The 12,562-nt window shown below is 46.5% G+C and carries 16 protein-coding genes and 2 pseudogenes; 14 read left to right on the top strand and 4 right to left on the bottom strand.

What is annotated here, in order from left to right:
* The first annotated feature begins 56 nt into the window (after positions 1-56).
* Both H6629_17335 and H6629_17340 read left to right on the top strand, forming a co-directional pair.
* Positions 57-884, top strand: a complete 828-nt coding sequence (locus H6629_17335) for an SMP-30/gluconolactonase/LRE family protein (protein MCB9069555.1) — start codon at positions 57-59, stop codon at positions 882-884.
* Positions 881-1,195, top strand: a complete 315-nt coding sequence (locus tag H6629_17340) for a T9SS type A sorting domain-containing protein (GenBank protein MCB9069556.1) — start codon at positions 881-883, stop codon at positions 1,193-1,195. The genes H6629_17335 and H6629_17340 overlap by 4 nt, the downstream gene beginning before the upstream one ends.
* Before the next feature lie 16 nt (positions 1,196-1,211).
* Here the strand turns inward: H6629_17340 and H6629_17345 are convergent, their stop codons facing one another.
* Together H6629_17345 and H6629_17350 are read right to left on the bottom strand one after the other, a co-directional pair.
* Positions 1,212-1,508 carry an osmoprotectant transporter permease gene (locus tag H6629_17345; protein MCB9069557.1) on the bottom strand — a complete coding sequence of 99 codons (297 nt, stop codon included), beginning with the start codon at positions 1,506-1,508 and terminating at the stop codon, positions 1,212-1,214.
* Positions 1,509-2,107: 599 nt separating this feature from the next.
* Positions 2,108-2,380 carry a hypothetical protein gene (locus H6629_17350; protein MCB9069558.1) on the bottom strand — a complete coding sequence of 91 codons (273 nt, stop codon included), beginning with the start codon at positions 2,378-2,380 and terminating at the stop codon, positions 2,108-2,110.
* A gap of 600 nt (positions 2,381-2,980) precedes the next feature.
* Here H6629_17350 and H6629_17355 point away from each other — a divergent pair.
* The 12 genes and pseudogenes from H6629_17355 to H6629_17410 all read left to right on the top strand — a co-directional run bounded on the left by H6629_17355 (position 2,981) and on the right by H6629_17410 (position 10,199).
* Entirely contained in the window at positions 2,981-3,355 is a 375-nt protein-coding gene (locus H6629_17355; protein MCB9069559.1) for a hypothetical protein, read from the top strand.
* A 90-nt stretch (positions 3,356-3,445) separates the two neighbouring features.
* Entirely contained in the window at positions 3,446-3,631 is a 186-nt protein-coding gene (locus H6629_17360) for a hypothetical protein (GenBank protein ID MCB9069560.1), read from the top strand.
* Complete coding sequence (locus H6629_17365) at positions 3,625-3,987, top strand: hypothetical protein (protein MCB9069561.1); 363 nt, start codon at positions 3,625-3,627, stop codon at positions 3,985-3,987. The genes H6629_17360 and H6629_17365 overlap by 7 nt, the downstream gene beginning before the upstream one ends.
* 6 nt (positions 3,988-3,993) lie before the next feature.
* The gene (locus tag H6629_17370; GenBank protein ID MCB9069562.1) at positions 3,994-4,578 is read left to right on the top strand and encodes a hypothetical protein; all 585 of its coding nucleotides are present in this window, start codon (positions 3,994-3,996) and stop codon (positions 4,576-4,578) included.
* A 55-nt stretch (positions 4,579-4,633) separates the two neighbouring features.
* The gene (locus H6629_17375) at positions 4,634-4,783 is read left to right on the top strand and encodes an SUMF1/EgtB/PvdO family nonheme iron enzyme (GenBank protein ID MCB9069563.1); all 150 of its coding nucleotides are present in this window, start codon (positions 4,634-4,636) and stop codon (positions 4,781-4,783) included.
* A pseudogene (locus H6629_17380) lies at positions 4,762-5,329 on the top strand (formylglycine-generating enzyme family protein). Before H6629_17375 ends, H6629_17380 begins: the two are co-directional and overlap by 22 nt.
* 1,134 nt (positions 5,330-6,463) lie before the next feature.
* Positions 6,464-6,712, top strand: coding sequence for a hypothetical protein (locus H6629_17385; GenBank protein ID MCB9069564.1), 249 nt, complete (start codon positions 6,464-6,466; stop codon positions 6,710-6,712).
* Positions 6,713-7,001: 289 nt separating this feature from the next.
* On the top strand, positions 7,002-7,190 hold the full coding sequence (locus H6629_17390; protein MCB9069565.1) for a hypothetical protein: 189 nt from the start codon (positions 7,002-7,004) through the stop codon (positions 7,188-7,190).
* A 249-nt stretch (positions 7,191-7,439) separates the two neighbouring features.
* The gene (locus H6629_17395; protein ID MCB9069566.1) at positions 7,440-7,577 is read left to right on the top strand and encodes a hypothetical protein; all 138 of its coding nucleotides are present in this window, start codon (positions 7,440-7,442) and stop codon (positions 7,575-7,577) included.
* Between the two features lie 411 nt (positions 7,578-7,988).
* Positions 7,989-8,216 (top strand): hypothetical protein, encoded by a 228-nt coding sequence (locus H6629_17400; protein MCB9069567.1) that lies wholly within the window; start codon positions 7,989-7,991, stop codon positions 8,214-8,216.
* Between the two features lie 286 nt (positions 8,217-8,502).
* A pseudogene (locus H6629_17405) lies at positions 8,503-8,671 on the top strand (SUMF1/EgtB/PvdO family nonheme iron enzyme).
* 1,216 nt (positions 8,672-9,887) lie between these two features.
* The gene (locus H6629_17410; GenBank protein ID MCB9069568.1) at positions 9,888-10,199 is read left to right on the top strand and encodes a GIY-YIG nuclease family protein; all 312 of its coding nucleotides are present in this window, start codon (positions 9,888-9,890) and stop codon (positions 10,197-10,199) included.
* A gap of 229 nt (positions 10,200-10,428) precedes the next feature.
* Here the strand turns inward: H6629_17410 and radC are convergent, their stop codons facing one another.
* Positions 10,429-11,139 (bottom strand): DNA repair protein RadC, encoded by a 711-nt coding sequence (radC, locus tag H6629_17415; protein MCB9069569.1) that lies wholly within the window; start codon positions 11,137-11,139, stop codon positions 10,429-10,431.
* 250 nt (positions 11,140-11,389) lie between these two features.
* On the bottom strand, positions 11,390-12,484 hold the full coding sequence (locus tag H6629_17420; GenBank protein MCB9069570.1) for a glycosyltransferase family 4 protein: 1,095 nt from the start codon (positions 12,482-12,484) through the stop codon (positions 11,390-11,392).
* Positions 12,485-12,562: the final 78 nt, after the last annotated feature.

Here is a 12,562-nt window from a genome sequence, read left to right on the forward strand (position 1 = left end):
GGTGATTGGCAGTGAAAATTAATTTCAAAAAATCAACCCGAAAGGATACGATGCAGATGAAAACAATAGCAATGGTTTTGCTGGCAATTCTGATCACCATCACCGGATATGCCCAAACGGTAAGCACGTTTGTCGGTCCGGGAATTAATATTGACGACGACATGATTATGGATGCTGCGGGAAATATTTACGGCTCGCGCTATACCGGATCGCGGGTGTATAAAGTAACGCCCGATGGCGTTGTGAGCGTATATGCCCAGGGCATTGTTTCGCCAAACGGACTGGCGATAGACAGCAACGGGATATTGTATGTTGCGGATAACCAGGGAAACAAAATTTACAAAATCACTTCGGACAGCACCAAAACGCAGTATGGGCCGAACCTGTCATCACCGAGCGGGCTGCTGTTTGAACCCGACAGCGATACGCTGATCGTCACCCAATGGACCCAAAACCGGATCAGCAAATTAGCGCCCGACGGCACGCTGACCGTTTACAAAAGCGGCAACGGTTTGAACGGGCCGGTTGGCATGGCGATGGATGAAAACGGCAATTTTTATGTTGCCAATTATAACGACGGCAAGGTGTTTCATGTGACCGACGACAGCCTGATTCAATTGGCGGTCGTGCCGGGGACAAACTTCGGCGCGGTCGGGTTTCTGGAATATGCCGCCGGAAATTTATACGCCACCGGTATTGCCGTTCACCGGATTTACAAGATTTCGCTGAGCGGGGAAATGACCGTTTTTGCCGGAACCGGTGTGGCGGGTTTAGTGAACGGACCGGCGATTCCGCACGGTTCAGCAATCCCAACGGCATTTTGGCAAGCCCGGATCATGACAAATTATACATCTCCGATTTCGGCACCAAATCGATCCGGTTGATCGACAATATTGTATCGGGCGTATCCGGCGCAACCGGACAACTGCCGGAGAATTTCCGGCTGGAGCAAAATTATCCCAATCCCTTTAACCCGGGCACGACCATTGCCTACGAGATACCCGAACGCGCTGCGGTTTCCCTGAAAATTTACAATGTGATGGGGGAGGAGGTGGCAACGCTGGTCGATGGCGTGCAGCAACCGGGACGCCATACCGTTAACTGGAACGCCGGTGACCTGGCGAGCGGGATATTCTTTTACCGCATCCGCTCCGGTGAATTTGTTCAGACCAAAAAACTCACGCTGATGCGCTAGCTTGCTGTTTCCCGGGTTAGTTCCAGGAGGTTTGCGTTACAATGGCGACAACCATAATGAGTGCATAACCTAATCCGGGAAGCGCCAAAATCATCAGCACAATATTGGCTAACACCAGTTGATCTATCGACTTCAGCCAAAAACCGCCGCCAACAATCAGGGCGACACCCAGCAACGCAAACATCCAGGATTTGATATTGAATGCGGATACAGTGCCGTCCGCGATACCCCAAATGAAGAAAAAGAGCAGGATAGCAGCAATAACCACATCAACGCCAAAAACATCCAGAAGAGCTTTAACTTCATTGTTCATTTCCTTTTCTGTCACAGTTTTCAGGGAATTTCAGCATGAAATTACCGAAATTACCGCATCGCGCGTTAATGTGCAATGGTGCTTTTGGGGAATATGACCAGTGATTTCGACAGGCTCAATACCTCTGAGCCCTGAGCGGAGCCGAAGGGCGGACACGCTAGGACCGGTGATTTCGGCGGGGCTCAATCACCTGGGGATGCATGCATGCGAGCCCTGAGCCCGCAGGCTGCGGGAAAGGGCGGAGTTCGAATCCGGCTTCTGCTCCGCAAGTTTATCCAAACACAAAGCTTGTCGAAGGGCTCTGCCTACGTGTGGAAAGCACACACCGGTGGTTGAGTCGAAGCCGAAACCACCATTGATTTCGGCTGAGTTTATCCTGGCCAGTCGAAGGGCTCAATCACCTGACAGTGCATCCCCAAAAACAGAAAAACCCCGATGAACGGGGTTTTTCTGTGCTAAAATGATTCACTCATTTATTTGGGAATGCCCAGCTTCCAGCAGCAGTTGGGGTTTATCCGCCAGCGCGACGCGGGCCAGCTTGCGGTAATCACTGTAGCTGTTTTCCAATCCTTCCCAGCTCTCGTTCCGGGAAACCGTGCTCAGGTGCGAATCCCTCTGCGGCTCAGCAACACCTGAAAGGCGGCTTCGGATGCTTCTACCAATTGTTTACCGGCTTCAAGTTTTTCCACGGTCAGGGCGTTGTTGGCAAGAATTGCCTGCATGGTAACGTCGTTAAGGGCGGTGGTATAAAACTGTTTGGCTTGTTCCACCCATAGCGAAAATTGTCGCTCCCGGCGACCATCCACACCCAGTTTCTGAAAGGTTGCCCGGTCATCCTTTGCGGCAATGCGGGCGGTTTTAACATGACGCATATAGGTTTTTTTCGTTTCCTTCAGCTTGGCATCAAAGGCATCCTGCGCGGCAAACAATTCGCCATATTTAACTTTTTGCTGCTGGTTCAGCGCCCGGGTATTGCTGAGGATTAACTGAACATCGGTTAGTTTTTGCGGGTGATGCCCACTTCTTCAAAATGCGCCTTGATGGTATCGTCAACCGCGTTTTGCAATAACGTTTCGACCTTGACGAACAATCTCTCCAATTCCTTGTTTGTTCTTCCCATTGGTGATTCCTTTCGAATGGTTTAAGTATCCTGTTTGCTGAATATACATCGGCGTGCCTGTTCAGGACTTTAAGAAAAATATCGATAAAATGCCGGATAGCACCGGTCGGTGAAAAATTTCGCGGAACCCACTGTTTCAGCTACTAATTCGGGTTGCTGTTAAGAACCCCTTGCTTATTGCAGGACACAAAGCACATTATCCCGTTACTTCGCAAAAAAACGGTCTGAATAGTTGCATGTTAATCGGGAATAATTTATTTTCTATAGTTCCAACCAGAGATCTATTTGCGTGCAATTAAAAAAAAAACATGTTTGGTTTATTCTGTCGCTTTACATCAACGGAGTTATAGAAATGGCTGACGAACACAAAAATCGATATAAGCTACTAAGCGATGAACCCATACTGGAAAGCGATCGCACGGATCAACTGGCATTTAAACATACGGCAGAGGTATTGGGGCGTGCAGCGTTATATACCGAAAGCCCTATAACAATCGGCGTTTTTGGCGATTGGGGGTCCGGTAAAACCTCACTCATGCGGTTAATGCGACAGGTGGTGGATGATGAAGTGTACGGTGAGCAAGCTGCGGTTGCGGTCTGGTTTAATGCCTGGCAATATGAACGTGAAGAACACTTGATCGTCCCGCTGATTGCGACAATTGCCCGGGATATTAAGAAAAACAGGAGCAATGGGAGAGGAAGCGCAAAGCGTCAAAAACGATATTGAAAATGCAGTGCATAAAGCCAGAACCATCATGGATACCGGTGGCAAAAAAAAATTCATGATGCGCTTCGCTCCGTGCTTTACGGGGTTTCCATGAAAGGAAAACTGGGTATGCCATTGCTGGGTGAACTGGAAATTAGCGCAGCAATGAAAGATATGATAGAGCGCTACGAAGCGGTAACCCAGGACACGCTGATGGCCCGCAGTCTATATTTTGATGCCTTTGACCAACTGCGTGAACTATCCCATGACAAAACTATCAAAAACCGCAGATCGTAGTTTTTGTAGACGACCTGGACCGCTGCTTTCCGGAACAAGCAGTGCGTTTGCTGGAAAGCATTAAACTGGTGCTGCATCAACCGCGCTTTGCATTTGTGCTCGGAATCTACCCGCAAATTATCGAAGAATTCATCCGGAATAAATATGCCGCCCAATACCCGATGCAAACGCCTGGGCAACGACGCTGGATGATAAAGACCTGCACCGGCGGATTGACAAATATCTGGACTATTTCAACGATTATCTCGGGAAAATTATACAGGTCAGGCACCTCGTTCCGGAGCGACAACCGGCCCAAATGCACAACTATATTGAACACTTGCTGGATGACGCCGGCGTGCTCAATCAATTCTTAGTAGAAGGTGTCGAAAAACCGATTTGCTGGAATTAATTGCCGAAGTCGGAAAGCGAAGTCCCGGGAAATTGTCCGGAAAATTAACGGGCTAATTGTAAAATGGCGCATTGCCAACAGTGAAAAAGGGGAGAATGAAACATTTGACCTACTGGCAGGACTGATTAACGAAACCATCTCAGACAGGGTATCCAAAGGAAAACTTGAATACAGGGAGTTTTTGATAAGGCTGGAATGGACGCCCGGCGATGAAGACACTGTATCGTATGGTAAAAATCTTGCCGATGGACTCAGAAAAACCCAACGGGCAGACAACCATGTAGATAAAGTTCGGCTGTTAAAAGCAGCATTTAAGAAAATGGATTCTGCGATCATGAACAGCCTGATCGATATTCTGGACAAAGATGAACATCTTTGCAATGTATTAAATTCCCGGCAGGTTGCCGGTGGCTGTCCGAAAAAGCCTATCGCGAAGAAATGCACACAACTTATACGGAAAATGAAACCCTGGAAGAAGGTCTGGAAGTCCTTGCGGCGGTCAAAAAGAGCGCCCCGCGCCCCAAACTTACCGAAACATATGCATCCGGTAAGCTGACAGACATTGTTCCCGGTTTAAAAATTATTATTATGTACCAGCCGGGGAATTCCAGATGGGCAGCGATGATGGAGAAGATAGGGAACGACCGGTTCACACTGTTAAGCTGGATAGCTTTGGAATGAGCGAAACACCGGTTACCCAGGCACAGTATCAGGCAGTTATGGGTGTGAATCCCTCAGAATTCAAGAAAAGGATCATCTAGAAGACGGGGCTGCGGAACGCCCGGTGGAATACGTCAGTTGGAATGACGCAATGGTGTTTTGCGAACGGTTGACAAAACTCGCCAAAGGTGAATACCGGGTTACACTGCCAACTGAAGCGCAGTGGGAATATGCCTGCCGGGGCTGGCACCACAACACCATTTAACACTGGTGATAACCTGACCACCGACCAGGCAAATTATAACTGTAACTACCCTTACAAAAATTATCCCAAAGGTGAGTATATTGGTAAGACCACACCTGTAAAAAAATATTCGCCAAACGCATGGGGACTGTATGATATGCATGGTAATGTGTGGGAATGGTGTCTGGATTGGTTCGATGAAAAATACTACGATGAATGCAAAAAGTCGGTGTTGTTGAAAACCCGGCAGGTCCGGAAGATGGTTCGGACCGCGTGCTGCGCGGCGGTGGCTGGGCTTCGCTATGCGCGCAGGAATTGTCGTTCCGCGCGTCGGGACAGGCTTCGCCCTGAGTATCGCTACGGCCCCAAAAGTGTTGGCTTCCGCCTGGTTTTTCTCCCATAGTTCGCGGCAGTTCATCCTGCCTTACCTGCTCCGCAGGAACGCGTTGCGCTTGAGCAAGACCAGTTGCTGGAACAGAATGAGTAAGCGCGACGGGACGAGCAGCGTGCGACGAGTTCATTGTGCAGTAACGCATTTGTAAATTGGTTTGTGATGTCCGCCGACAATCACCCACCAACGGTTGAGGCAACATTCTGCCTTTTTTCTGAGGGTCGAACTTTTTGCTCCAAAAAGCTTTGGCAGTTCGGCTTCGACAGGCAATCAGTTTATCCTTGAGCCAGTCGAAGGGCTCAGCCTACGTGGTCTCAGCCTACGTGAGTAAAAACCGCCGGTAGCTGAGCGGAGCCGAAGTCTCTACCTTTAATCCGGCTTCGACTTCGCTCAGCCTCCGGAAAGGATCGCATGCCGGTAGCTGAGCGGAGCCGAAGCTACCCTATAATCCGGCATCGACGAAGTTTATCCTGAGCCAGTCGAAAGGCTCAACCTACAGCATAGCATGTTAGTAGCTGATCATCAGAAAAAGTACCAATAGTAAGGTGTTCAAAAAAAGTATGAAATGCACGTTTGAATTAAATAGCAAAGGCTTTCTGAAACGGGTTGAAAGCTATGATCTTGAGTTCAAGGAACTTTCATTATGGTGATTCGCTGGCAGAATATATTCGTTCAGTCGTTGGCATGGCGAACAATAAAAGGTGTCAGGGGAAATAATTTTCGGTGTTAAAGATAAACCCAGACAACCCATTGCGTTAATAAATGATAAATTTGAAAAATTGCGATCCAAATAAAATCAATCAATTCATCAGTCAGTATTTTTCACATGAAGTGCATTGGAATATGGAAACCCATGAAGTTTATGGAAAACAATTTGGTTGACTGTTGGGTGGAAGAAGCACCACAAAAACCAGTAGTGTGTTCAAAAGTTTACAAGTCAATACTTGGAAGCTGCGATATATTATAGATATCGCGGTGAAAACCAATTGAAATAGGCTACACCGAGCTTTGTATCGATCGAATTTTAGCGAAGATGAACGCGAAAAGGAAAAATTTTGTGGCTCAGGCATAATGAGAAAATCGGGCAGGTTGGACCACAAAATATACATTTAATTGATACTTTTAACGGGGTTATACAGACTGGACATGGAAAAAATTCTTCTTGATAAGGCAATTGCTGATAAACTTAAATTTATCAAAGAAGCTGAGAGTTCTTCGAAAAGAAGGTGCTCCAAACCTTTAAAATTAATTGGTGAAGTTACAGGCATAGTTGATACTCTACAAACATGCCCAAAACAGATGCATTGTATCCATACAGGTTTGGAGAAATCTAAAGAAAAATTTGACATTAACAACTATGAGTTTCAGGCTATTCTGTGGAAGCTTCTCAATTAAAGGAAACCCAAAATACCATACAGAAATATCAACATGTCCAGGATGAGTTCAACGCATAAATATTCCAAAGAATTCTCAAGTCGCTTAAAATCAATTATTGAAAGATATCCGAATTGGATTAAAGAGACGACAAAAGAGATCATCAAGAAATTCAAGAAAAACACTTAAATATTCACCGATCTATAAAACAACAATACAGTCAAATAATGTAACAGCAAAAGGTTCAGAATATGGACGATTGAAAATTTTCGAGCCACTTTTTAAACTTTGGATAATCCTGGCTTACTGAATGGTTGAAATCAGTGCATATTATTTAAATGAAGATTTCAGCAAAGCCATTTTGCCGGCTTATTATTGCTGCAATTGTTTGGTCAATTGTGGCAGGATTAAAATGGCTTCACCAGTGGGTGAAGGATATAGCAAAACAGCAAAAGAGTTGGTGCATTTTAGATATGGATTACAAGGATGTGCAGAATAAACGAAAATTATTCGTTCCCACCCAGGGACAGAATAACACTCCCACGTATATGAAGAAGAACCTGAAAAAAGGGATCAAATTTATCGTAAAAAACCGTTGATACCTTTTTTTATTAACACAGCATTTAATGAAATAAAAGACAGCGACAAGTTTTATTTGATAGCGATTCAGGCATGGGTAAAACAACTTTTTATGATCAACCTGTATTTGCGGTACCATTCCTTGTTTAATTTTCGACGGAAGTATAAAATGAAGCTGTTTCTTTTGGCGACAAGAATATTATTATGGATACAGGAAATAAAAACTGAAGAGGCAAGAGATACAATTTTGCTGTTGGATGCGTTTGACGAGCATAAGGCGCTGTTCCCCGAAAACCGGATGGTTTAAGCGATGATGAACGCTTCCAAAAACGTTTGATGAGGTTATCGAAAGTGTAAAGGATTTTCAGGAAGTCTTAATCACCAGCCGCATCACACAATATTTTCCGGGACAAGAAGATAAACCGTATGAACTAAAAATCCCCCGTTACGGCAGGAAGGATTTCATACCCTCGCCAAACTCTCTATATTTCGTTTGAAAAGAAAGAAACCAAACATTTTTTGAACAAAAAGTATGGTTAAATGCGATTCTGGAATCGACACAAAAAAAAAGGTTGCGGCGTCTGTTGTGGAGCGTTCTCCCAAATTGATGGTAAGACCAATGTTGTTAAGCTTATATCGATTTTCTGGTGGATGATAACTTACGATTTGAAAAACACTTCCCAAATTTATGAGGCGCTTATTAACAAGTGGATTGAGCGTGAAGCAGACAAGCGGGAAACATAAATCTGATGATCGTGAAAAATTTAAACGTGAGCTTTATGAATTTTCCCAGTTGGCTGCACTGGCGATATACGAAAAGCGAAAACAAAATAGCCTGCTTACCAAAGAAGAAGCTATTGCCATTTGCGAAAAGCATAAACTTGATCTACTCGATTACGAAATAACCGGGCAATCCCTGCTCACCCGTGACGCATCACATAATTGAAATTTGGCACATAAATCCATTCTGGAATATTTTCTGGCGAAAGAATGTGAAGCAGACTGGCAGTTTGCTATTCGTTTTAATTTGGTAGGTATCGCGGGATATGGTGGGGCATTTTTATTACGAAATGATACCGTATTTTAATGCATTTGATTTCGTAAAAATCGAAGGTGGTATGTTTAATATGGGTAGTGATGACAATAGTTCAGAAAACCTTGGCACGAAGTAACCGTTTCAGATTTTTACTTGCCTCGAATCCCGGTTACCCAAAAAACAATGGCGCGACATTATGGGCAATAATCCTTCCTGTTTTAAAAACTGTGATAACTGTCCGGTGGAAAGTGTAAGCTGGAATGATGTCCAGTGAATTCCTCATAAAATTGAAAGCAAAAACAGGAAATTCATTCTGTTTACCCAGCGAAGCGCAGTGGGAATATGCTGCACGTGGCGGCAAATAAAAGTAAAGGCAAGTTCATTAATGCTTCTCCGCTTTTCATAACACAATTTTGATTTTCAGCAATGGATGGATGTTTTGCATTCAATATAAAAACGCACCCGGAGGGTTCATTTAAAGCAACCCAAAAGTCTGCTTTATGCAGTCATATGAGGTTTTTTTCGACGTTATTGTAAAAAATAATAGCAAGGATCAAATGGCACGACAATTTTAAGCACTCTTTCGGACAGATCATATGAAAAACCGACATAGAAAAATTATTTCTTTTTCCATAAAATTATATTTATACAATAAGACCATAAATTTGGCTTTTAGTAGAATGGGGCGACTTTATCCAAAGGTTTTGATTCAATTTAGGGATCAACTTGAAATGCTACATCTATTGTAAGAATTTTACGATACACATGCAATACGATCTCCCATTTAAATTTTGGCGGACGCTGGATGCTTCAACAATGAGCAATACCAGTTGCTGAAAATTGAATGATTAAGCGCGACTTAAATTCTCCTTAACTACTCAGGACATACCGCAAAGGATGTTGAGAACGCAGACTTTCCGGAGAAATATAAAAGAATAAATTTAGGCAGGCATTGCCGGATAATTTGTTTTTTAATTCACCTCTGTATTACTCATATTCTCCGCTTTTTTGCGTTCTTCGCGATCTCTGCGGTTTAAAAGTAGCGTGCTGAGTAATTGCAATTTTCCTTTTCCTTAACTTTTTCCTTATCACTTTCCACTTTTAACTAGTCTTATCCTTTCCCAACAGGCTAAAGCTAAACCTGATGGGGCCGGAGCAAAATCCGGTGAGGCCGGGGCATAATCTTATGAGTGGAGCTAAATCCTGTGGGGCCTGAGCATAATCTCGTGGGGCGGGATAAAATCCGGTGGTGACAGAGCAAAATCCGGTGGGGATTAGGGGCATAATCTCGTGGGGTTGGAGCAAAACCCGGTGGGGGTGGGGTTAAATCTGGTCGTGGCTGAACAAATCGAGTGCTGTTTTGATTTTCGGGAAAGAATAATATATTATTGTGTAATATAATCGGGCATCGGCGCAGTTTATCCTGAGCCTGTCGAAGGGTTCATCTTTACACGCCGGTGGTTGAGCGTAGCCGAAACCACCATTTAGCCCGGCTTCGACTTGCTCAGCCTCCGTGGTTTACTCGTCGATGGTTAGCCTTGCACCATTTTCAAGTTACACAACCAACGAAAAGGTCTTCAAATGAAAGGCTGGACGTATATTCTCGAATGCGCGGATGGCAGCTTTTATACCGGTAGCACGAAGCGCCTTGCATTGCGTTTGGCACAGCATCAGAATGGGGAAGGGGCTAATTATACAAAAAACCGGCTGCCGGTTAAGCTGGTGTATGTTGAAGAATATAACAGAATTGATGCTGCCTTTTATCGTGAAAAGCAGATCCAGGGATGGAGCAGAAAAAAGAAAATGGCGCTGATAAAGGAAATGCCGGAAGATCTTCACCAACTGGCGGAATGCATGAATGAAACGCATTTCAAGAACTATTCCGGTGGTTAGATCGGTGGAATAAGTTGTCTCGGTAGCTGAGCGTAGCCGAAGCTACCATAGCACCGGCTTCAGCGTAGTTTATCCTGAGCCAGTCGAACGGCTCAGCCTACGGGGAGAGAGCACACACCGGTGGTTGAGCGTAGCCGAAACCACCTTCAAGTCCGGCTTCGACTTCGCTCAGCCTACGGGGAGAGCACACACCGGTGGTTGAGCGTAGCCGAAACCACCGGAGATGTTTTCACTCCCCAATCAAGCCGCCTTCGCGGAAACTGTAGTATTTACCCTGCCCGATGATGATGTGGTCGAGCACGGGAATGTTCATCAGCTTGCCGACTTCCACCAGCCGTTCCGTGATGCTGCGGTCTTCCCGCGAGGGCTGCACCTCACCGGAGGGATGGTTATGCATCAGAATAATGCTGGCCGCCGATTCCAGAATCGCGCTTTTGAATACCTCGCGCGGGTGCACCAGCGAGGAGTTCAGGATGCCCTCGCTGATCTGCACATCCTTGATGAGCGTGTTGGCGCTGTTGAGGATGAGCACCATAAACAGCTCTTTTTTCAGGTGCGCCAGCAGCGGCTCGTATCGCCGGAAGATCACCTCGGGATCAGTTACCTTCAGCTTTTTGCGAATAGGCTGGCTGGCGATGCGCCGGGCAATCTCGAACGCGGCGATTAACGTAACGGCCTTGACCGGCCCGATGCCTTTCAGTTGAAAAAATTGCTGATAGCTCATCTCGGAAAGCTCCGCAAGATTGCCATACCGGGATACAATGGTCTTGCAAATATCCACCGCCGTTTGCCGGCGCGTGCCGGTGCGGATTAAAATGGCGAGCAACTCCGATTCGCTGAGCCGTTCCGGTCCCAGTTGCATCAGTTTTTCGCGGGGACGGTCGCCTTCCGGCCAATCCGTAATTTTTACATGATAAAAATCCGGTTCGTTGATTTTCATCGCAACGATCTTCCGTAATTTTGTCAGTTGTTCGATTTTTTGTGAGAAAAAGACGGAGGAATATCCCAAAAGCGACGGAATAATTCAAGCGGTTTTTTGGGGAATATGATTGGTGTGACGGAACACTGTCAGCCTGAGCGACTGAACACCGAGCCCTGAGCCCCGTCGAATGGGTGGGGTGATGGAACACCGCCCTTCGACTCCGCTCAGGGCTCGGTACTGGGTACCGTGAGCGGAGCCAAAAGGCGGACTACTGTTTCACTTTGGACATCAGATATTCTTCCACGTGATCCAGCATGGTTTTCAGGGAGAAATGCGCGATCACAAACTGCCGGGCGGCATTACCCATTTGTTCTCTTGCGGTCGGGTTGTTCAGCAGCGAAAGCGCTGCTTCGCTCATTTGTGCCACATCATTTGGGGGTACGACAACGCCGGTTTCCGGCGAACGGATCAATTCCGGAACGCCGCCAACGTTAAATGCGATCACCGGACGGGCGTAATGCATCGCTTCCAGCACCACGTTGGGCATGCCTTCGAAAGCGGAAGTTAGCAACACGAGATCGCAGAACGCATACAGCTCAGCGGGGTTTTGCTGAAATCCGCTAAAGAATAACCGCCCGCGAATCTCCAGTTGCTCAGCCATTTGTTCGATTTCCGGCTGCAACGGACCGTCACCGGTGATCAGAAAAATGGCTTCCGGGATCTGATTGGCGATGGTTTTGGCGACAGTCAGGAATTTATCATGCTGTTTCTGGTGCACCAATCGCCCGAAGATGCCGACCACCGGACGCGCCGCCGGTAACCCGAATTGGCGGCGGATGGCTGCTTCGTCGATCTGCGGCAACGGCTGAATCTCGATGCCGTTATAGATCACCCGTATAAAATCGTCCGGCAGCCAGCCGTAGGAGAGATATGTGGATTTGATCGTTTCCGTGTTGGTAATGATGCCGTCGGAAAGCCAGCGATAGGTGTGGCGATACACCGGTTTGTCGGGCAGCAGCGCCAGTCCCGCGCGGGAAATCAGCACCGGTTTGCCAACGATGTTTTTGGCGATGCCCGCCAGCCGGACATCTTTGTTCAGATTAGCGATGATAACGTCAATCTGATGTTTTTTGAAGCGCCGGACAAGTGTGGCAATGGTTCGCGGATCAACATCACCGTGCATATCTACCGGGCTTTCGTGCAATCCGGATTCGCCGCAGCGCTGCAAAAAGCGGCTGCCGGGACGCGCACCGCACCACACCGCATGCCCGCGATCGCGCATGCCGCAACCGACCAGCCACATCCATTTTTCAACGCCGCCCCAGGTGTCTTTGCCAACGCTGTTCATCAAAAATATATTCAACTGGTATTCCGGGAGTATTGTTTTTTTACTGGCTGAATGACCGCACCCTTCGATACACTCCTTCGGAGTTACTCAGGA

Source organism: Calditrichia bacterium, from assembly GCA_020634975.1.
Classification (GTDB): Bacteria; Calditrichota; Calditrichia; order RBG-13-44-9; family J075; genus JACKAQ01.